Here is a 19,165-nt window from a genome sequence, read left to right as displayed (position 1 = left end):
GTTGGCGACGACGGGAGAAAAGCGGCCCGCCTCAGATGGGCGTGAGTTTGCCGTCGTCGGGTTCGTAACAGCGCCCGCCCATCAGCGCGTCCTGAATCGCGTCCTCGACGGCGTCCGAATCGGCCCCGTACCGTTCGACGACCGTCTCGCGGACAGCCTCGCGGTCCGCGCCGCCGCCGTCGTTGAGTTCTTTCATGGCCTCCATGACCGCGTCTTCGAGGTCCACGTCCTCGGCGGGTTCGGCGGCCTCGTCGGCCCCGGCTTCGGGCGTCGTCTCGTCGGCGGCTTCCTCGGTTGCCGTCTCCGGCGTCTCGACGGGCGCGTCGCTGGTGGCCGCCGCGGCGTCGGGTTCGACCGACTCGTCGCCGACGGGCGCACCGCCCGCGTCGGTGGCCGTGTCCGCGTCGGCGGCCCCCGCGGGCGCGCCAGCGTCGGTCGCCTCGGCCAACTCGTCGGGGTCCGGCGTCTCGATGTCGGCCTCGCCGGGGTCGTCGACTTCGGTACCGGTCTGGAAGTCGGTCCCGTACTCCTGTTCTATCTCCTCGCGCTCGTCGTCGTCGAGTTCGAACTCGCCGTCGAAGTCGTCCACCTCGTCCCCGTCGTCCGCGCCGCCCTCGTCTCCGTCCTCGTCGCCGACGCCGCCAGCGTCGAAGTCGCCGAGTTCGTCGTCCGCGGTGAGGTTCTCGCTCGACGCCGAGGCCGTCTCGGTCTGTGTCTCGGTCGGCGCGACCGTCTCGCCCGCGTCGGCGGTGGCGTCGGCCGTCCCGACGCTCTCCGTCTCTGTCGCGGTCTGCTCGGCCGTCGTCGATTCGGTCTCCGTTTCCGGTTCGGACGACGGTTCGGGTTCTGACTCTGGCACCGGCGCTGATTCCGGTTCAGTCGTCGACTCAGCGGCGGGTTCGGTCGCCGTCTCTGCCGTGGACGGTGACTCGGCGTCCGCCTCGGTCTCCGATTGTTCGGTGTCCGCGGCTGAGGCGGCGTCGGCGGCGCTCACGTCGCGGTCCGCCAGCAGCGCCAGCGGGTCGTCGCCGCCCTCGCCGGGCGACAGCGACAGCGACCCCGCTTCGTCGAGGTCACCGGAGACGACGCGGGCGGCGTCGAGCGACAGGTCGCGAACCGCCTGTAAGTAGTCACCCGTCGTCCCGTAGTGGTCCAACGCGAGCGTGATTCCGGCGGCGAGACTCTCCTCGACGCCCGACTCGACCAGCGAGGCGTGGAGTTCGTCGCCGGTGAGGGCCGACTGTTTCGCGCCCGCCATCGCGCCGACGCGGGCGACGGTCTGCTCTGCGGCCTGGACCACCCAGCGGTCGCGCGTCTCGGCGTCGACCTCACTGATGGACTCCGGCCGGATAGAGGTGAACACCCGGTCGCCGTCTTCCGGTTCGAAGGTTCGGGCCTTCCCGGTGACCGCGACGAACAGCGGCGGCGTCGCGGCTTCGAGGAACGCCAACGCGTCGGGTTGGTACTGCCCGGCGTAGACGACGAAGGGGCCGGTCGGGTCGACGATGCGCGCCCGCAGGACCTCCTCGTTCACGTTCTCGATTTCGGTGAGGACACCGACGACGAACATCCGGTTGACGCGCGCGCCGGTCGGCGTCACGACGTAGTTCGGGGCACGCTCCTCGTCGGATTCGGAGTACGAGAAGTCCGAGTCGTCGAACTCCGCGGCGAACAGGCGGTGGGCCACCTCGCGGCGTCCCGGTCCGCTGTCCTCGGACTCGCTCATGCCTCGACCTCCTCGATGAGGGCGGCGGCGCGGTCGGCGGGGTCGTCGTCGGCCTCGTCGAACTCGCTGGCGTTGAGGTTCGCGCCGTACTCGTCGACCGACAGCGACCCGCGGACGACGTACTCGCGGCCGACCACTCGCTCGGCGATGCGGTCGGCGACGACTTCCTTGTCCATCGCGTCGCGAGCGTGTTCGCGGGCGTCGTCCAAGTCGCCGCCGTAGATTTCGGCGGTGAGGTCCGCGCCGAGGATGGCGGTGACCGTCGCCGTCCCGTCGTCCAAGATGGCCTTCGTCCGCAGGTCGTCTTCGCCCTCGACGGCCCCGTGAGAGCGACACTGGCCGTTCTGGACGACCCGACTGCACTCGGGACAGCGTTCGATGAGGCCGGAGCCGTCACGAATCTGGATGACGTTGCCGACCAGTTCCACGTCGAACTGGCCGCCGCTCTCGACGGCCTCCCGAATCGACAGCCGCGGAGCGTCCTCGGTCACGGCGACCGACTCGGACAGCGGCGTCACCGTCGAGAACTCCGAGACGTTGACCGACGGCGCGCCGCGGAACTCGCGGACGAACGTCTCCTCGATGCGGACGGACGCGCCGGGTTCGATGCCGTCGTGTGGCTCCCAGTCGGTGAAGGGGAGGCGGCCCGAGTCGTCGCCGATGACGCCGCTCAGGATGGTCGTCTCGCCGTTGCGGCCGTCGATGACCTTCTCCTCGCACTCGAGTATCTGCACCTCGACGGTGATGCCCCGGTCGCCGGGTTCGAGGTCCGCGAGGCGGGACTCGCCGCCCACGGCCACGTCGATATCGAGCGTCTCGTCCACGACGGTGGCCTGGGTGCTCTGTCCGAGGTTGAGTTCGGGCTTGCCGTCCCACTCGCGGACACCGGCGTTCCCGAACTGCACCGTCTGTCCGGGTTCGAGGTCGGCGTCGAAGCCGTCCCACGCGGTGTAAGAGATGGTGCCCGATTCGTCGGCGAGTTCGCCCTCGCGGATGACGTGTTCCTCGCCGTTGTACTGGATGGACCGGCGACCAGACGTGCGGACGACGGCGGTGACCGTCACGTTCGAGTCGTCGGTCGACACCTCGCTGATGGCCTTACTCGACGGCGTGCCGTCACCACCGCCGCCGGAACTGCCGTCGCCGTACTTCCGTCTGAGGCTCTGCTTGGCCTCGTCCATCGGCACGGAGTAGTTGACGAGGTTCTCTAGGTCGCGTTTGACCTCCGCTTTGTCGACGCCGAGGTCGGAGGCGAGCTCCTCGGCATGGTCTTCGAGAGACATCAGGGAGTCGTTCGAGGGGGGTGGAGAAAAGGGTTTGTGGGGCGCTCTGAGTCTATCCGTCACTCGGGACACAAGTCGCGGTACGCTTAATTGCGACAGCCCGAATGATTCAGGACGTGGTGGGCCACTTCGGAACCAGAGTCGACGGACCGAGCGTGTGGTTCGCGGGGTCGCGACCGACGCGAGTGGCGCCGACTGCGGCCGCTACGGGGGTCGTGCGATAGCGTGGCCGGTATCTTCGGCTCCAAGCCGTCGAACTCGCACGTCATCTGGCGGAGCGGCCGCGACGACGACGGCAAGAAGCGGTTCGACTTCGAGTATCTGGAACTGTGGGCGGCGCAGTTCGGTGTCGACTACGAGACGTGGTCTCGCGTCGACCACGACAGGGGCGACGAACCGCGACAGCAGCACGCCTGCGTGTTCCGCTGGGCGAAACGCGGCGGGCAGGAACTCTCTATCGGGGGCGAAACCTGGACGATGGGGGCATCGAAGAAACCGCGGACGTTCATCGAGATAGACGAGGCCGGGATGGTCCGGTTGCGCGGTTGGACCAGCGAGACGACGCTCGACGTGGACGAACTGCTCATCGACGGGACGACGCTCAAACTCCGGACGGCGGCCGGGCAGACGAAGTCGCTCGACGTCAACAAACTCGCGCGCAAGCCGGACTCGGACTCCTCGTGACGGGGTGAACCGAAACCCGTTTTTCCCCCACTCGCTTGGCCCGTGGTATGCACGTGGTTGTCAACGCCGCGATGAGCGCCGACGGCAAACTCTCCTCGCGGCGGCGCGAACAAATCGCTATCTCCGGCCCGGAGGACTTCGACCGGGTCGACCAGTTGCGGGCCGACAGCGACGCGGTCATGGTCGGCGTCGGCACGGTGTTGGCCGACGACCCGTCGCTGACCGTCGACGACCCCGAACGACGGGCCGCCCGGCGCGAACGCGGCGACTCCCCGAACCCGGCCCGCGTCGTCGCCGATTCCCGGGTCCGGACGCCGCCGGACGCCCGGATTCTCGACGACTCGGCGGAGACGTATCTGTTGGTCAGCGAGGCCGCGCCGCCGGACTTCATCGAACAGATGGAGGAGACGGGCGCGTACGTCATCGCCGCCGGGGAGGACCGGGTCGACCTGCGGACGGTGCTGGCGAAACTCGAAGGCGAGGGCATCGACCAGTTGATGGTCGAAGGCGGCGGCGAACTCATCTTCGGCCTGTTCGAGGAGGGCCTGGTCGACGAACTCTCTGTGTTCGTCGGGCCGAAGATACTGGGCGGGAGGGACGCGCCGACGCTCGCCGACGGCGAGGGGTTCGTCGAGGACTTCCCGGCGCTCGAACTCCGAGATGTCGAGCGTCTGGACGACGGCGTCCTGTTGACGTGGTCGGTCGAAGAATAGCGCGCGGTTCGTTTAGTGGTCGTGGCCGGTCAGTTCGCCGAAGGAAGCGCCGAACCGCTCCTCGAAGAGGTCGAGCGTGAGCGATTCGAGGTCGGCGATTTCCTCGGCGGGTTCGCCCTGACTGTGGTGGACCGCGCCGTGGATGCGCTGGGCCAGTCCGAACATGGCGATGTCGCCGACGACTTGAGGGTCCGACTCGTCGGCCTCCTCGCGGAGCATGTCCAGCAGTTCCGTCGGCACGGTGAGTTCGTCGCTCGCGTCGTCGCTCTCGATGGTCAGGGTGACGGTGTCGTCAGCCATAGCACCCCTTTCGTCGACCCGACGGAAGGGTCTATCGGGTTCGTGCGTGAGAAAACTGGCTGCGTCGGTCGGCTATCGGTTCGCGGGCCGCTCTGTGAGTTTCGTCCTCAGTCGTCCGCGGCTTCGGGGGCGGCCTCGGATTCGGCCTCGCTCTCCGCTTCGGCGAGGTCTTCGAGGTAGTCGTCGGCGTCGATGGCGGCCTGACAGCCCATCCCGGCGGCGGTGACCGCCTGCTGGTAGTGGTAGTCCACCACGTCGCCAGCGCCGAACAGACCGTCGACGTCGGTGGCCGTCTGGTTCGCGCCCTTCCCGCCTTTCGTCACGATGTAGCCCGTCTCGTCGAGTTCGACGCCGGTGTCTTCGAGGTAGTCCGTGTTCGGCGTGTGGCCGATGGCGACGAACACCGCGCCCACGTCGAAGTCGAACACCTCCGTCCCCTCGTCGTCGAGGTTCTCGCTGGGGTAGCCCGACTCGTTCCGTGCGAGGGTGACGTGGTCGACGCCCTCCTCGGGAGAGCCGTGCATCTCCAGCACCTCGGTGTTGCGCATGATTTCGATTTCGCCCGCGTCGACCTTCTTCTGGACCTTGTCTATCCAGTAGTCCTCGGCGCGGAACTCCTCGCGGCGGTGGGCGATGTACACCGTGTCGGCGAACTTCGTGAGGAAGTGTGCCTCCTCCATCGCGGCATCACCGCCGCCGACGACCAGCATGTCCTCGCCGCGGAAGAACGCGCCGTCACAGGTCGCACACGTCGAGATGCCGTAGCCCATCAGTTCGTCCTCGCCGGGGACGCCCAGCGTCCGAGCGCTGGCCCCCGAGGCGGCGACGAAGGCGTCGGTCGTGTACACGTCGCCGTTCGAGAGTTCGACCCGGAACGGGCGCTCGCTGTCGTCTACGGACTCCACGATGCCGTGTTTCAGGTCGGAGCCGAACTGCTCGGCCTGCTCTTTCATCTTGTTGATGAGGTCCGGGCCGGAGATTCCCTCGGGGAACCCGGGGTAGTTCTCGACTTCGCTGGTCAGCGTCAACTGCCCGCCCGGTTCGTCCCCTTCGAGGACGAGGGGGTCGTTGTTCGACCGGGCGGCGTAGATGGCCGCCGTCAGTCCGGCGATACCCGTTCCCGCGACGATGAGTCGGCGGTGTTCCTCGGCGTCTGTCATTACTCGTGTTACTCCGCAGTGGCGTATTTACCTTGCGCTGTCGTGTCGAGCGCGTGCAGTGGCCCCCGACACGTTTACGCCGCCGCCGTCGCTCCGGTCGGGTATGGCCGCCGACATCCACGAGAAGACCGACCGCTACGAGGGACTGCTGGCCGAGGCGCTGGACGCCGCCGAAATCGCCCCGCCAGAGGGAACGCCGATGCACGACGCCGCTCTCGACTGCGAGGAGATGGCATCGGCGTATCTGGACGACGGGCGACACTTCCGCGACGACGACGACCTCGTGAACGCGCTGGCGTCGTTCTCCTACGGGCACGCGTGGCTGGACGCGGGCGCGCGAATCGGCCTGTTCGACGTGCCCACAGAGGGGCATCTCTTCACGCAGTGACGGTCGTGTACGCAACCTTGCGGTGGGCTTACGTATCGGCCCCGAGTCTACCCCGACGATGGAGGCCGTGCTGTGGTACGTCTTGACGAGTACGCGGGGCGGAGCGAACCGCATCCGCATCCTCAAGGCGTTGGACGAGCGGCCTCGAAACGCCAACAAACTGTCCGAGAACCTCGATTTGGACTACAAGACGGTCCGGCATCATCTGGACGTGCTCGCCGACAACGACATCGTCGTCGACAGCGGCGACGACTACGGGGCCGTCTACCTCCCCTCCGACCGCGTCCGGAACTACTGGGACACAGTCGAGGAGATAATGGAGGCCGCAGAGTGAGTCTGGTTGAATTTGGGAAAGAGTATATCCGCCGGAGTCTGGAAGGAGTGAACAATGGTCGGTTGGATTGACGTCGCCCGTGTCGCCGTCGCCCTCAACATGGCCTTACTGGTCGTGTTGGTCGCTGTTTGGGGGCGGAACTACGTGCAGATACGGTCGAAACACACGCTGGGTCTCCTGCTGTTCGGGGTGTTCCTGTTCGGCGAGAACGCGTTCGCCCTGTACTTCTACCTGCTGGACCCGCTTCTCGCGGACTGGTTCAGCACCGCGGTCCCCGACCCGGCGTGGCAGGCGATGGTCGTCCTGCACGTCCTCGAAACGGTGGGGCTGGCGGTGCTGGCGTGGGTAACGTGGGACTGACGAGCGACTGAAATGTACGTTTTGAGTCTCTTCGGTGACCGGACTTCATCTCGTCAGCCGTCGCGGACGTGACCATCGCGATACCGGCCGCGGACGGCGAGACGGAGGTGACGACCGGTGGGTCGGGGCCCGGATTCACCGCGGTGGTGGCACTGCTCGCGCTACTCGCTGTCGCGTTCATCGCCAGCCGCCGGTAGCTATAAGTATCTCTCTTTTGCGACATGATACCACGTGTCCTGTCGTTGTCTGTCGATTTTGGGCTAGAGTTGGGGAAACATTTAAATAGTTGTCGGACTTACTATTGGTAACGAGCGCTTCGGCAAGGGCGTTTATAAATTACGCACCCGGCAACCCGGGACCATCCCCATCATGAGTGAATCACCAGTCCACGAAAGTACCAGAGAACGAACGCAGGAGAGCGAAATCGAAGAGCAGACGACGGAACGAGAAGACGTCTGTCCGGAGTGTGGCGGCGACGTCACCACAGACACGGAGCACGGCGAGACGGTCTGTCGAGACTGCGGTCTCGTCATCGAGGAAGACAGCATCGACCGCGGGCCGGAGTGGCGCGCCTTCGATTCCTCGGAGCGTGACCAGAAGTCCCGCGTCGGCGCGCCGACGACGAACATGATGCACGACCGCGGCCTCTCGACCAACATCGGGTGGCAGAACAAGGACGCCTACGGGCGGTCGCTGTCGTCGCGCCAGCGCCAGAAGATGCAACGCCTGCGCACGTGGAACGAGCGCTTCCGCACTCGCGACTCCAAAGAGCGCAACCTGAAGCAGGCGCTCGGCGAAATCGACCGCATGGCGTCTGCGCTCGGCCTCCCGCAGAACGTCCGCGAGACGGCCAGCGTCATCTATCGCCGTGCGCTGGACGAGGACCTCCTCCCCGGACGGTCCATCGAGGGCGTCGCCACGTCGGCGCTGTACGCCTCCGCCCGGATGGCCGGGAGTCCCCGGTCGCTCGACGAGATGGCCGTCGTCTCACGGGTCGACAAGATGGAACTCACGCGGACCTACCGCTACATCGTCCGGGAACTGAACCTCGAAGTCCAACCCGCGGACCCCGAGCAGTACGTCCCGCGATTCGTTTCGGACCTCGAACTGTCCGACGAGACGGAACGACAGGCCCGCGAACTCATCGACAAGGCGCGTCGGGCCGGACTCCTCTCCGGGAAGTCGCCGGTCGGTCTCGCGGCGGCCGCGGTGTACGCGGCGGCCCTCCTCACCAACGAGAAGGTGACCCAGAGCGAAGTCGGCGAAGTCGCCAATATCTCGGAGGTCACTATCCGCAACCGGTACAAGGAACTCCTCGAAGCCGAGGACGTACCGGCCTGAGCGCGGTCAGGAAGCCCGTGCGCCGAAAGCAGAGGCAGTAGACTGGGGCGAAGGCAATCTTTTTCTGGTGTCGCTGTGTGTCAATACCACACATGGAAGAAGCGTACGTTCGGTTACTCTGTCCTGAATGCACGAAAGATTGGGAGTCGACGCCGAGCGACCTACCGACACACGATACGCTATTTCACTGTCCGAACTGCCACGCGAGCAGACGGCTCGCGGAGTTCACGCGCACGGACCGCGACTTGCAGACCCTGAAGGGGTTACAGTAAGGACTCGTCCTACTCCCCGGTCGGCGACCGGGCACCACAGGCCTCACAGCGGAGGAGCACGGCGTCTCCCTCGCGTTCGAGACGGGTGTCGGGGAGGCCACACTCCGGACACAGCACGAACTCGTCGAGATACGCGTCCAGCACGTCGGCGAGTCGGTCCGCGCCGAACGACCCCTTGAGGCGGGCGCGGCCGCGCTCGTCGATGTGGGCGCTCGTCCCGACTTCCGTCTGGATGAACTGGAGGACGTGGTCGGGGTCGCGGTTGAGCCGGTCGCAGATCGCCTGAAAGTTCTCGACGACCGTCGCGTTCCCCTCCGTCCGCGTCTCCGGGTCCGGGACCTCGAACCGCTCGGAGGTTCCCGAAATCTCCGGGGTCTGCTCGTCGGCCCGATCGAGCATATCGTCGTAGTCCATATCACGGTGTGGTCGGTCCGACGGCAAAAATCTTTCAGGCCGACGGCCGTGGTCACTGCTGGCACGTCTCGATGGCTATTCGGGCCGGACGGGGGCTGTCGTACACGTTTTATCATCCCCGGGTCGTGTGTTAACCACTTTCAGAGTAATACTATAACCCTCTACCTACTAGACTCGGGTGACCATGAAGAAGCAGGAGCTCATCCATCTTCACGGCCTGCTTGCACAGGTACAGGATCACTACGAACAAGAATCCGGCTCCACCGTCGAACACGACGAGTACGCCGAACTCGGTGTCAAGCCGACATCCATCCACAAGTCGAAGACGGACCACAAGGCCGCTGTCTTCGCCATCGCCGACGGAATCACCTCGGAGATGACTGCTGACGAGAAAGAACCTGTTTCTGCCGCCGCGGACTGAATCCTTCCCCACTCCTCCATAAGTGACGACCACGAGCCACAGCGCTCGCATTCGTTGGACGGCCGCGCCCGCTACTCGTCGATGAGCTCCTCGAACTCCGGTAAGATGTCGTCGTCCGATTCCTCGCTATCCGCGTCGGCCGCCGTCGTCTCTGCCTCGTCGTCCTCGTCCTCGTCTTCGTCTTCGAGGCGTTCGATTTCGAGCACTTCGAGCGGGATGTTCGTCAGTCGCTGACCGATTTCCTTGCGGGCGATGCGGGCCGCGTGCTCGTTTCGCTCGACGTTGAACACCGTCATTTCGAGTTCGAGTGCCACGAGGCTCTCGTCGGCGGCGATGAACGCCGGTTCGAGTTCTTCGCCGCAGTGAGGGCAACTCCGCTCGCCCATGTTTATCTCGACGTAGTTGAGGTCGGGATTGAGCATCTCGCCCGTCTTCGAGATGGCAATCCGTACGGCCTCGTCCGCCGTGCCCACGTCGTAGACGGGGACGGCTGCCTCGACGACAACTCTGCAGTCCATACGAGAGTGTTTGTGAGCCTATATAATGAAGGTTGGCCTGAAGGTTCAATCAGACTCAAAGCCGGTCGCTTCCTCGCCGACGCCGAGCCTGTCCGTCGAAATCGACGGCGATTCGCTGGGTAGAGACGCCCAGTCCGGGCGCGGGAGGGACTCGCCGCCCAGTATCACGAAACCGACGAATACGGTCAGGAAGCCGAGGACGGTCAGCTCCGAGATGGCTTCGTTCAGCAGTGCCCACCCGGCCACCGTCGAGACGACGGGGACGACGTAGAACACGAGGTTCGCGTTGGTCGCGCCCACGTCGTCCAGGAGGCCGAAGTACGCCACGTAGGCGATTGCCCCGGCGAAGACGCCGACGTAGAGGAGCGCCGCGAGCGCAACGGGGGTCCACGCCACAGCGGCGGGCGATTCCCCGGCGGTCCAACTGAGCGCGTGGGTCAGCGCCGCGCCGAACGGAAGTCCCCACGCGGTCCGGACGGTACTCGACAGCGTCCCCGAACTCCAGCGGACGAGCACGCTTCCGAGGGCACCGGTGACGGCACCGGCGAAGAGGAGCGCCTTCCCGCCGCCAGCCGACAGCATAGACGGGTCGGGGTCGACCACCAGTGCGACGCCGAGGAGGGCGACGAGCAGGCCCGTCGCTCCGCGAGCGGACAGGCGCTCGTCGGCCAGGAGGAGCGCCGCGAAGACGGGGGTCAGCACGGGGTTGAGGCTGAACACGATAGCGCCGACGGCGCTCGACGCGTCCTGCTGACCGACGAACAACAGCGCGTTCGTCAGCCCGAGCGCCAGCAGACCGGTCGCGAGGATGCCGACCACGTCACCGCGACTCCGCGGGAGTAACTCCTCGCGCGAGCGGGTGAGGACCACGTAGCCGAACAGCACAATCGCCGCCACGTCGAAGCGCAACGCGACGAACAGGAGCGGCGGGATGTAGTCGAGTCCGGCCTTCGCCGCGACGAACGTGCCGCCGAACAGCAGACTGGCGGCGACGCCGAACACGAGTTCTCGTCGTGACACCATCAGTAGCGGAACACCTCACGTACCGATATCGGCGGTGCGAGGAATCCGCGAAGAAGCGGAGAGAGATACCGTATCATCGTACTTCGGAGTACGAGACAGACGGGTATAATCTCGTTCAGAAATCCTTACACGACGGGAAAACCGCGACACGTTGGCGGCGCCTTTCACGGCGTGAAATAGTTTCACGACCCGAAACCGGTTTGTGTGGGGTCGCCCAACGGCGAGTATGGAGTCAGCACTGGCCGACATCGAGTTCCTCGCGCTCTCGCCAAACCGCGTGACGGTGCTGAAACGACTGGCGGCGGGCCGACACACGCGGCGGGAACTCGCCGACGTGACGGGGGCCTCGCAGGCCACGCTCGGACGCATCCTGAGCGACTTCGAGGACCGGCGGTGGGTCCGACGGGCCGAAGGGGGCTACGTCGCGACGGCGACGGGGGAACTCGTCGCCGAGGGGTTCGGTGACCTCCTCTCGATTCTGGAGACGGAACGCGAACTCCGCGATATCGTCCCGTTTCTGCCGACCGAGGCGATGGACTTCGACCTCCGACATCTCGCCGATGCGACCATCACGACGCCCTCCCAGACCCATCCGAACGCGCCGCTCCAGCGACTGTTGGCGCTCATGCGCGATGCGGACGAAGTGACGGCGTTCTCGCACGCGTTCAACGACCAGAGCCTCTCGGTGGCCGCCGACCGAACGGACGACCAGCGGTTCCGGGCCGTGCTGTCTCGGACCGCAGTCGACGCACTCGCCGCGGAAGCGCCGCTCAAGAATCGTCTCCGGTCGCTGGTCGACGCCGAGAGCGCGGCAATCCGGGTGTACGACGACGACATCCCGCTGGCGGTGACTGTCGTCGACGACGTGGTGAACCTCCTCGTCCGCGACGACCGCGGGGTGTTGCAGGCGTCGGTCGACACCGACAGCCCCGCGGTCAGGTCGTGGGCGATGGCGCGCTTCGACGCCTACTGGGACGCGTCGACGCCGCTGGACCGCGACTCGCTGGCCTGATTACCGGACCCGCCAGAGCGCGTCGCCGGGCAGGAATCGCCCCAGTTCCGCCTCTTGTCGGTAGTCCGTTTGGAGCAGTGCCGTCAGCGCCGCGACGAGTGTGTCCTCGTCGTCGTCGGTCCACTCCGCGGGGTCTTTGACGGGGTAGACCAGCCACCCGCTCCCCCGGACCTCTGTCGCGTGGAGTGCCGCCATGTCGACCGTGTCGGGGTGTTCGGGCGTCATGTTGGCGAAGACGTGCTTCGTCGCTCGCTCGCCGACGGGGAACAGGACGTGAGACGTGATGGCCCGAACCTCGGTGTCGAACATGGGTTCGTGGTCCCGGTAGTCATCCTCGGTCGGTGTCTGGCCGCCGCACATGAACAGGTACGAGAGGTACGTCTTGTCGACGGTCGGTGGCGTCCCCGCCTCTTCGAGGAGGCCGCCCGCGACGAGCGCTCGCTGGAGTCGTTCGGCGGCAGGGGTCCCCGTGAAGGGGATGCCCGACTCGCTGCCTCCGTGGACGGTGGGGTTGTCGCCGATGACGTGGAAGTCTGCGTTGGCGTCACCGTACCCCGGAACGAACGGCTCACACGGCGGGTCGAAGCCAAACGGGTTGTGCTGCGTAGCCGTGATGTTTTTCACGGGCGTCTCAAGGCAGAGGGGTGGCAAAACTCCGACGGTCTGTGACGCGCGGTCGACGCCGCGCCCGGTCCGGCCGTCGGGCAACGCTTTTCTCGGATGCACGCAACGACTCGGATATGCTCTGGTCCGGGAGCCGTGATGTCGCGTGAACCACGAGGACCGCGTCGACGACCTCCGTGAGCGGAAGGCGGAAGCCGAACGCGGCGGGGGCGAAGACCGCATCGAGTCCCAACACGAGAAGGGAAAACTCACCGCCCGCGAGCGAATCGATTACTTCCTCGACGACGACACGTTCGTCGAAATCGACGCCCTGCGGGAACACCGCTCGACCAACTTCGACATGGACGAGAAGCACGTCCCCGGGGACGGCGTCGTCGTCGGCTACGGGGAGGTCAACGGCGAACGCGTCTACGTCTTCGCCCACGACTTCACCGTCTTCGGCGGGTCGCTCGGCGAGGCGTTCGCCCAGAAGGTGTGTAAGGTGATGGACAAGGCCATCGAGAACGGCGCGCCCATCATCGGCCTGAACGACTCGGCGGGCGCGCGTATCCAGGAGGGCATCGACTCGCTCGCCGGATACGCGGACATCTTCCACCGCAACCAACAGGCCAGCGGCGTCGTCCCGCAGATTTCGGCCATCATGGGGCCGTGTGCTGGCGGCGCGGTGTACTCGCCCGCCATCACGGACTTCGTCTACATGGTCGAGGAGACGAGCCACATGTTCATCACCGGCCCGGACGTCATCGAGACGGTCACGGGCGAGGAAGTCGGGTTCGACGAGTTGGGCGGGGCACAGACCCACGCCACCGAATCCGGCGTCGCGCACTTCACCGCCGCCGACGAGAAGGACGCGATGGACGACATCCGCTATCTCCTCTCGTTCCTGCCGCAGAACAACGTCCAAGACCCACCGAGCGTCGACTCGTGGGACGACCCCGACCGGCGCGACGAGGGCCTCATCGAGACGGTGCCCGACCAGCCACAGAAACCGTACGACATGCTGGACGTCATCGACGGCGTCCTCGACAGGGACTCCTTCTTCGAGGTGGCCGAGGGGTTCGCCCGCAACATCGTCACCGGGTTCGCCCGACTCGACGGGCACTCGGTGGGCGTCGTCGGCAATCAACCGCGAGTGAACGCCGGGACGCTGGACATCGACGCCTCGCGGAAGGGCGCGCGCTTCGTCCGCTTCTGTGACGCGTTCAACATCCCCATCGTCACGTTCGTCGACGTGCCCGGGTTCATGCCCGGGAAAGACCAGGAGCGCAACGCCATCATCAACCACGGCGCGAAACTCCTCTATGCCTACTCCGAAGCCACGGTTCCGCTCCTGACCGTCATCACGCGTAAGGCCTACGGCGGGGCCTACGACGTGATGGCGTCGAAGCACATCGGCGCGGACGTGAACTACGCGTGGCCCACCGCCGAAATCGCCGTGATGGGACCACAGGGCGCGGTGAACGTCCTCTACGACGACGAACTGACGACGGCCGAGGACGTGGAAGCGCGCCGCCAGCAACTCATCGACGAGTACCGCGACGCCTTCGCCAACCCCTATACGGCGGCCGAACGCGGCTTCGTCGACGACGTGATCGAACCGCAGGACACGCGCCCCCGTCTCATCGAGGACTTGGACCTCCTGCGCGGGAAGCGAAAAGACCAACCCGACCGCAAACACGGAAACATCCCACTGTAACGATGGCCGCAGACACCGCAGCGACAGTCGACGACGCGTTGCTCGCCGAGGTACTCGACCAACTCCCCAACGCCTCCGCGTCGGAGGCGGCGGCCATCGCCGTCGCCATCGGCGCACACCTCACGGACCGAGAGCGCGCGGCGGCAGCGGCCGCCGTTGCCGCGGCCGCCGATGAGGCGACGTGGGACGGCAAAGAGTGGTCCTTCTCGGGCCGGGTCGACGAGACGCAGAAACGCCACGTCCGCGTCCACAAAGACGCGCCGACGGACCCGTGGAGCGCGGCCGGACGAACCGACTGGATGTGACCGCCCACGCTCGATTCCGTCGTGGGTCACCGACGGCGTCGTCGTTCGTTCCATCGATGCGACATTCCGCATAGTTTTATAGGGCAACTCTCGGTATGAGGGGATATGTTCGATAAGGTGCTCGTCGCCAACCGTGGAGAAATCGCGGTGCGCGTCATGCGCGCGTGCGAGGAGTTGGGAATCGACACGGTGGCAGTCTATTCTGAGGCCGACAAACACGGGGGGCACGTTCGCTACGCCGACGAGGCGTACAACGTGGGACCGGCGAGAGCGGCGGACTCCTATCTGGACCAGGACGCGATTGTCGACGCCGCCAAGCAGGCCGACGCCGACGCTATCCACCCCGGCTACGGGTTCCTCGCTGAGAACGCGGATTTCGCCCGGAAAGTCGAGAATACGGAGGGCGTGACGTGGGTCGGCCCGGAGGGCGACGCCATGGAGAAACTCGGCGAGAAGACGAAGGCCCGCAAAATCATGCAGTCGGCCGACGTGCCCATCGTCCCCGGGACGACGGACCCCGTCGAGGACCCACAAGAGGTCATCGACTTCGGCGACGAGAACGGCTTCCCGGTCGCTATCAAGGCCGAGGGTGGCGGCGGCGGCCGCGGGATGAAAATCGTCCACGGCCCCGACGAGGCCGAGGAGCAACTCGAATCCGCCAAACGAGAGGGCGAGGCGTACTTCTCCAACGACTCGGTCTACCTCGAACGCTATCTCGAGAACCCGCGCCACATCGAAATCCAGATTATCGCCGACCATCAGGGGAACGTCCGCCACCTCGGCGAACGCGACTGTTCGCTCCAGCGCCGCCACCAGAAGGTCATCGAGGAGGGGCCATCGGCGGCGCTTTCGGACGAACTTCGCGAGAAAATCGGCGAAGCCGCGCGCCGCGGTGTGCGAGAGGCCGACTACTACAACGCCGGGACCGTCGAGTTCCTCGTCGAGGAGGACCCGGACCGCGAGGCCGGTGAGGTGCTGGGGCCGGACGCGAACTTCTACTTCCTCGAAGTGAACACCCGGATTCAGGTCGAACACTGCGTCACGGAGGAGATTACGGGCATCGACATCGTGAAGTGGCAACTGCGGGTCGCACAGGACGAGGAACTCACCTTCGAACAGGACGACGTGGAAATCGACGGCCACGCGATGGAGTTCCGCATCAACGCCGAGAACGCGGCCAAGGACTTCGCCCCGGCCAACAGCGGGTCCTTGGAGACGTACGACCCGCCGGGCGGTATCGGCGTCCGGATGGACGACGCCCTGCGGCAGGGCGACGACCTGGTGACCGACTACGACTCCATGATAGCGAAACTCATCGTTCACGGGTCGGACCGCGACGAGGTCATCAAGCGCGGTCAGCGCGCCCTCGCGGAGTTCGAAGTCGAGGGCTTCCCGACGGTCATCCCGTTCCACAGGCTGATGCTCACCGACGAGGAGTTCGTCGCCTCGACACACACCACGAAGTACCTCGACGAGACGCTGGAGAAGTCCCGTATCGAGGAGGCCCAAGAGAAGTGGGGGAGCGTCACCGAGAGCGACGAGGCGGACGACGAGGAAGTCACCGAACGCGAGTTCACCGTCGAGGTCAACGGCAAGCGCTTCGACGTGGAACTCGAAGAGCGCGGCGCACCGCCCATCAACGTCGGCGACGTGGACGCCAGCGGCGGGGGTGACCGTCCCCAGCGACCCACGAGCGGCGACTCCGGCGGCGGTGGTGGCGGGTCCAGCGCCGAAGGGCAGGAGGTCACCGCCGAGATGCAGGGAACCATCCTCGAAGTGAACGTCGACGAAGGCGACGAAATCGAGTCCGGCGACGTGCTCTGCGTGCTGGAAGCGATGAAGATGGAGAACGACATCGTCGCCGAACGCGGCGGCGTCATCAACGAGATAGCCATCGGCGAGGGCGACTCCGTGGACATGGGCGACTTGCTGTTCGTCATCGGCTCTGCCTGACGCGACTGACGCCTTTTTCACCGTCGCCGTCGAACCGCTGTTCATGAACGAGACACGCCATCGAGTCCTGGATGCGCTCGCCGACGGCCCCGTCTCGGGGCCGACGCTGGCCGACGAGTTGGGCATCTCCCGGTCGGCGGTCTGGAAGCACGTCGAGGCCCTGCGCGACGCGGGGTTCGAAGTCACCAGCGGCGACGACGGCTATACGCTTTCGGCCGTCCCCGAGTTCGGCGGCCCGGCCGTCGAGTACGGCCTCGACGCGCCCTACACCGTGGAGTACCACGACAGCATCCCGAGCACGAACGCTCGCGCCCGGGAACTCGCGGCCGAAGGGGCAGAGAACGTGGTCGTCCTCGCCGACGAGCAGACCGGCGGGCGCGGCCGACTGGACCGCGAGTGGGCCTCGCCCAGCGGCGGTATCTGGCTCTCGCTGCTGTTCCGCCCCGACGTGCCGATGGCCCACGCGCCGGTGTTCACGCTGGCGGCCGCCGTCGCCGTGGCGCGGGCCGCCCGCGAGGCGGGGGTCGAAGCGACCATCAAGTGGCCCAACGACGTCCTCGTGAGCGTTGCGAGCGAGGGCACGTCGTCCGGGGAAGATGACGACGTGGTGGTGACCGCCGGGGACGAGGGCGAGGAGCGGAAACTCGTCGGCATCTTGACCGAGATGGAGGGCGAGGCGGACCGCGTCTCGTGGGTCGTCGTGGGCATCGGCGTCAACGCGAACGTCGACCTCGCCTCGCTGCCGTCGGCGGCAAATCCGACGAGTCTGGAGGCCGTGCGGGGGGCCCCTGTCGACCGGCGAGTGTTCGTACAGCGTCTCGTCGAGACGTTCGATGAGTTATCCCAGGACGTCGACTCGGTGCTCGACGCGTGGCGCGAGTACGCGACGACGCTCGGCAAAGAGGTGCGAGTCGAGACGCCCGGCGGCGTCGTGGAGGGAACGGCCGTCGACGTCCAGTTCCCGGGGAGTCTCGTCGTGGATACCGGCGACGGACAGGTGACCGTCTCGGCGGGGGACTGCGAACACCTCCGCCCGGTCGCTGACGACTAGTTCGGCAGGCGGGTCTGCGGTTCGCCCTCGGGTGGTTCGAGGGGCACGTCGCTGACGGGCATCGTCACGACGGGAACGGGCGACGTTCTGACGACGCGTTCGGCGACGCTCCCGAGCAACAGACGGTCGATGCCGCCCCGGCCGTGGGTGCCCATGACGATGGTGTCGCAGTCGTGCTCGCGAGCGTACTCGACTATCTCGTTGCTCGGTCCCCCTTCGACGATGGCCGTCTCGACGGGGATGTCCGCGTCCGCGGCCATCCGTTCGATGCTCTCCAGCGACTGTTCGCCCTCCTCGCGGAGCATCTCGGTGACGCCGTCCCACGTCGTCTCGACGGGGAGCGTGGCGTACCGTCCGGTATCGACGACGTAGAGGCCGTGTATCTCGGCCCCGTGGACCGTCGCGAGTTCGATGGCGTGAGCCACGACGCCACGCATGCTCTCGGACCCGTCTGTGGGTACCAGTATCCGGTGGTACATGCCATCACCTTGGATGGCCGATAGCTTAGTTGTTTGTGGCGTGATAACACGCGACAAAATTAGCCACGGCGGGTCAGGGGAGGATGACCTGTTCCACGTCGTCAGTCCCCGCCCGGCGGACGACGGCCCGGATGGCGTTTTTCGCGCCCGCGAGGTTGTCGGAGTCGCCGTCGAGGACGAGGAGTCGGGCGGGGCGACCTTCTTCGACGAGGCCGCAGTCGAGACCGGCGAGTTCGGCCCCGTTGACCGTCGCCATCCGGAGCACGTCGCGGGCCGAGATGTCGTACAGTTTCGCGGTGAACTCCATCTCGCGGAACATGGAGGGGCTGTTCAGGAAGACGTTGTCCGTGCCGAGAGCGACCGTGGTACGTTTCATCAGTTCCTCGACGGGAGGGCGGCCGACGCCGGTGACGAGGTTCGAACGGGGGCACACGGCGACCGGTATCTCGCTGTCCTCGACGCGTTCGAAGTGGAGCGATTCGGCGTGGACCATGTGGACCAGAAAGTCGGGGTCGAGGTCCAAGGCGGGGTTGATGTCGGAACTGTCGACTTCCCCGGCGTGGATGCCGAACAGTTTGCGGGCGTCGCGGGTGGCCCGTCGCTCCTGCTGGAACTCGGCGTCGTTGGCTCCGCTCGCGCCGAAGCCGTCGGCTATCTCCATCGCGTCGGTCGTCTCGCGGCCCAGGACGACGCTCTGAAGCGGGGAATCGGCGAGGGCCGCGCGGATGGCGCGCACGCCTTCGACGCCGCCTTCGCGGAACTCGACGAACGTCCCGGTGCCCGAGCGCTTCATGAACGACAGCGACCGCACCATCGCCGCGACGAGTTCCTCGCGGTCCGCTTCGCGGAGGAGGCGATGTTTCAAGCCGTCCGGCGGTGCGACCAGTTCTTCGAGCGTGAGGCCCTCTCCGGCCTCTTTGGCGATGGAGTCGCCGATGTGGGTGTGGGCGTTGACGAACGCGGGACAGACGATGGCGTCGCTGTCGACGCTGTCTTCCTCGACGGCGGCAATCTCGCCGTTCTCGACGACGACCCGGCCTTCGATGGGTTCGAACGCGCGTCCGCGCAGAATCGTGCCCTCGACAATCATGCACTCAGGTCGACGCGA

The 19,165-nt window shown here is 66.3% G+C and carries 24 protein-coding genes; 14 read left to right on the top strand and 10 right to left on the bottom strand.

Going from position 1 to position 19,165, the window contains the following annotated elements; genetic code table 11:
• Window positions 1-31: 31 nt before the first annotated feature.
• Both NJQ44_RS11710 and NJQ44_RS11705 read right to left on the bottom strand, forming a co-directional pair.
• Complete coding sequence (locus NJQ44_RS11710; protein WP_254271532.1) at window positions 32-1,726, bottom strand: hypothetical protein; 1,695 nt, start codon at window positions 1,724-1,726, stop codon at window positions 32-34.
• On the bottom strand, window positions 1,723-3,009 hold the full coding sequence (locus tag NJQ44_RS11705; RefSeq protein WP_254271531.1) for a Single-stranded DNA binding protein: 1,287 nt from the start codon (window positions 3,007-3,009) through the stop codon (window positions 1,723-1,725). Before NJQ44_RS11705 ends, NJQ44_RS11710 begins: the two co-directional genes overlap by 4 nt.
• A gap of 225 nt (window positions 3,010-3,234) precedes the next feature.
• On the opposite strand from NJQ44_RS11705, the gene NJQ44_RS11700 reads away from it, so the two are divergent.
• Together NJQ44_RS11700 and NJQ44_RS11695 are read left to right on the top strand one after the other, a co-directional pair.
• Complete coding sequence (locus NJQ44_RS11700) at window positions 3,235-3,693, top strand: hypothetical protein (RefSeq protein ID WP_254271530.1); 459 nt, start codon at window positions 3,235-3,237, stop codon at window positions 3,691-3,693.
• 47 nt (window positions 3,694-3,740) lie between these two features.
• Entirely contained in the window at window positions 3,741-4,406 is a 666-nt protein-coding gene (locus NJQ44_RS11695) for a 2,5-diamino-6-(ribosylamino)-4(3H)-pyrimidinone 5'-phosphate reductase (RefSeq protein ID WP_254271529.1), read from the top strand.
• 12 nt (window positions 4,407-4,418) lie between these two features.
• On the opposite strand, the gene NJQ44_RS11690 is transcribed toward NJQ44_RS11695, so the two are convergent.
• The gene (locus NJQ44_RS11690; protein WP_254271528.1) at window positions 4,419-4,706 is read right to left on the bottom strand and encodes a DUF7545 family protein; all 288 of its coding nucleotides are present in this window, start codon (window positions 4,704-4,706) and stop codon (window positions 4,419-4,421) included.
• Window positions 4,707-4,813: 107 nt separating this feature from the next.
• Entirely contained in the window at window positions 4,814-5,866 is a 1,053-nt protein-coding gene (locus NJQ44_RS11685; protein WP_254271527.1) for an NAD(P)/FAD-dependent oxidoreductase, read from the bottom strand.
• A gap of 103 nt (window positions 5,867-5,969) precedes the next feature.
• Between NJQ44_RS11685 and NJQ44_RS11680 the strand changes: the two genes are divergently transcribed.
• The 6 genes from NJQ44_RS11680 to NJQ44_RS11655 all read left to right on the top strand — a co-directional run bounded on the left by NJQ44_RS11680 (window position 5,970) and on the right by NJQ44_RS11655 (window position 8,561).
• The gene (locus NJQ44_RS11680) at window positions 5,970-6,254 is read left to right on the top strand and encodes a DUF357 domain-containing protein (protein ID WP_254271526.1); all 285 of its coding nucleotides are present in this window, start codon (window positions 5,970-5,972) and stop codon (window positions 6,252-6,254) included.
• 58 nt (window positions 6,255-6,312) lie between these two features.
• Entirely contained in the window at window positions 6,313-6,588 is a 276-nt protein-coding gene (locus tag NJQ44_RS11675; protein ID WP_254271525.1) for an ArsR/SmtB family transcription factor, read from the top strand.
• Window positions 6,589-6,642: 54 nt separating this feature from the next.
• On the top strand, window positions 6,643-6,948 hold the full coding sequence (locus NJQ44_RS11670; RefSeq protein WP_254271524.1) for a DUF8036 family membrane protein: 306 nt from the start codon (window positions 6,643-6,645) through the stop codon (window positions 6,946-6,948).
• A 68-nt stretch (window positions 6,949-7,016) separates the two neighbouring features.
• On the top strand, window positions 7,017-7,145 hold the full coding sequence (locus tag NJQ44_RS11665) for a PGF-CTERM sorting domain-containing protein (RefSeq protein WP_254271523.1): 129 nt from the start codon (window positions 7,017-7,019) through the stop codon (window positions 7,143-7,145).
• Between the two features lie 172 nt (window positions 7,146-7,317).
• Window positions 7,318-8,289: a transcription initiation factor IIB gene (locus tag NJQ44_RS11660; protein ID WP_254271522.1), complete on the top strand. Its 972-nt coding sequence runs from the start codon at window positions 7,318-7,320 to the stop codon at window positions 8,287-8,289.
• 92 nt (window positions 8,290-8,381) lie between these two features.
• The gene (locus NJQ44_RS11655; RefSeq protein ID WP_254271521.1) at window positions 8,382-8,561 is read left to right on the top strand and encodes a DUF7836 family putative zinc-binding protein; all 180 of its coding nucleotides are present in this window, start codon (window positions 8,382-8,384) and stop codon (window positions 8,559-8,561) included.
• Between the two features lie 9 nt (window positions 8,562-8,570).
• Here the strand turns inward: NJQ44_RS11655 and NJQ44_RS11650 are convergent, their stop codons facing one another.
• The gene (locus NJQ44_RS11650; protein WP_254271520.1) at window positions 8,571-8,975 is read right to left on the bottom strand and encodes a translation initiation factor IF-2 subunit beta; all 405 of its coding nucleotides are present in this window, start codon (window positions 8,973-8,975) and stop codon (window positions 8,571-8,573) included.
• Window positions 8,976-9,159: 184 nt separating this feature from the next.
• Between NJQ44_RS11650 and NJQ44_RS11645 the strand changes: the two genes are divergently transcribed.
• Complete coding sequence (locus tag NJQ44_RS11645) at window positions 9,160-9,396, top strand: UPF0058 family protein (RefSeq protein WP_254271519.1); 237 nt, start codon at window positions 9,160-9,162, stop codon at window positions 9,394-9,396.
• A gap of 71 nt (window positions 9,397-9,467) precedes the next feature.
• On the opposite strand, the gene NJQ44_RS11640 is transcribed toward NJQ44_RS11645, so the two are convergent.
• A complete protein-coding gene (locus NJQ44_RS11640; RefSeq protein WP_254271518.1) occupies window positions 9,468-9,914 on the bottom strand; it encodes a DUF555 domain-containing protein in 447 nt (148 codons plus the stop codon).
• A gap of 45 nt (window positions 9,915-9,959) precedes the next feature.
• Entirely contained in the window at window positions 9,960-10,937 is a 978-nt protein-coding gene (locus NJQ44_RS11635; protein WP_254271517.1) for a DMT family transporter, read from the bottom strand.
• A 226-nt stretch (window positions 10,938-11,163) separates the two neighbouring features.
• On the opposite strand from NJQ44_RS11635, the gene NJQ44_RS11630 reads away from it, so the two are divergent.
• On the top strand, window positions 11,164-11,949 hold the full coding sequence (locus tag NJQ44_RS11630; protein WP_254271516.1) for a helix-turn-helix transcriptional regulator: 786 nt from the start codon (window positions 11,164-11,166) through the stop codon (window positions 11,947-11,949).
• On the opposite strand, the gene NJQ44_RS11625 is transcribed toward NJQ44_RS11630, so the two are convergent.
• A complete protein-coding gene (locus NJQ44_RS11625) occupies window positions 11,950-12,573 on the bottom strand; it encodes a uracil-DNA glycosylase family protein (RefSeq protein WP_254271515.1) in 624 nt (207 codons plus the stop codon).
• 145 nt (window positions 12,574-12,718) lie between these two features.
• On the opposite strand from NJQ44_RS11625, the gene NJQ44_RS11620 reads away from it, so the two are divergent.
• The 4 genes from NJQ44_RS11620 (at window position 12,719) to NJQ44_RS11605 (ending at window position 17,578) form a co-directional block, all read left to right on the top strand.
• The gene (locus NJQ44_RS11620; RefSeq protein ID WP_254271514.1) at window positions 12,719-14,269 is read left to right on the top strand and encodes an acyl-CoA carboxylase subunit beta; all 1,551 of its coding nucleotides are present in this window, start codon (window positions 12,719-12,721) and stop codon (window positions 14,267-14,269) included.
• Between the two features lie 2 nt (window positions 14,270-14,271).
• Window positions 14,272-14,574 (top strand): DUF8022 family protein, encoded by a 303-nt coding sequence (locus tag NJQ44_RS11615; RefSeq protein WP_254271513.1) that lies wholly within the window; start codon window positions 14,272-14,274, stop codon window positions 14,572-14,574.
• Window positions 14,575-14,679: 105 nt separating this feature from the next.
• On the top strand, window positions 14,680-16,527 hold the full coding sequence (locus tag NJQ44_RS11610) for an acetyl-CoA carboxylase biotin carboxylase subunit (RefSeq protein ID WP_254271512.1): 1,848 nt from the start codon (window positions 14,680-14,682) through the stop codon (window positions 16,525-16,527).
• A 43-nt stretch (window positions 16,528-16,570) separates the two neighbouring features.
• Window positions 16,571-17,578 (top strand): biotin--[acetyl-CoA-carboxylase] ligase, encoded by a 1,008-nt coding sequence (locus NJQ44_RS11605; protein WP_254271511.1) that lies wholly within the window; start codon window positions 16,571-16,573, stop codon window positions 17,576-17,578.
• Here the strand turns inward: NJQ44_RS11605 and NJQ44_RS11600 are convergent.
• Window positions 17,575-18,057: a universal stress protein gene (locus tag NJQ44_RS11600; protein ID WP_254271510.1), complete on the bottom strand. Its 483-nt coding sequence runs from the start codon at window positions 18,055-18,057 to the stop codon at window positions 17,575-17,577. The two genes, NJQ44_RS11605 and NJQ44_RS11600, sit on opposite strands and share 4 nt — an antisense overlap.
• Window positions 18,058-18,130: 73 nt before the next feature.
• The gene (locus NJQ44_RS11595; protein WP_254271509.1) at window positions 18,131-19,147 is read right to left on the bottom strand and encodes an amidohydrolase family protein; all 1,017 of its coding nucleotides are present in this window, start codon (window positions 19,145-19,147) and stop codon (window positions 18,131-18,133) included.
• Window positions 19,148-19,165: the final 18 nt, after the last annotated feature.

This window comes from Haloarcula marina, assembly GCF_024218775.1.
GTDB classification, from domain to species: Archaea; Halobacteriota; Halobacteria; order Halobacteriales; family Haloarculaceae; genus Haloarcula; species Haloarcula marina.
The sequence above is the reverse complement of the archived record's forward strand: the minus strand, read 5'-3'. Positions and strand labels throughout refer to the sequence as shown.